Consider the following 265-nt stretch of genomic DNA (forward strand, 5'->3'; position numbering starts at 1 on the left):
GGTCCTCCTCCTGCTCCTCCTGATCCTGCTCGTCCTTTTTGGCCTGCTGCTCCTGTTGCAGCTGTTGCTCCTGTTGCTCCTGTTGCTCCTGTTGCTCCTGTTGGGCCTGTTGCTCCTGTTGCTCCTGTTGCTCCTGTTGCTCCTGTTGCTCCTGTTCCTGTTGGACCTGTTGGACCTGTTGGACCTGTTGGACCTTTTTGTAATGTTTTTAAATTTTGAAGTGTTGTACCTGAATCAACTGGAGTAGAATTGAATAATTGAATTA

The 265-nt window shown here is 48.7% G+C and carries 1 protein-coding gene; it reads right to left on the reverse strand.

The window, feature by feature from the left end; translation table 11 throughout:
* On the reverse strand, positions 1–265 hold a 265-nt coding region (locus JDS98_RS29715), incomplete at both ends, for a hypothetical protein (RefSeq protein WP_199634642.1).

It is taken from the genome of Bacillus cereus group sp. N11 (assembly GCF_016483605.1).
Lineage (GTDB): Bacteria > Bacillota > Bacilli > Bacillales > Bacillaceae_G > Bacillus_A > Bacillus_A toyonensis.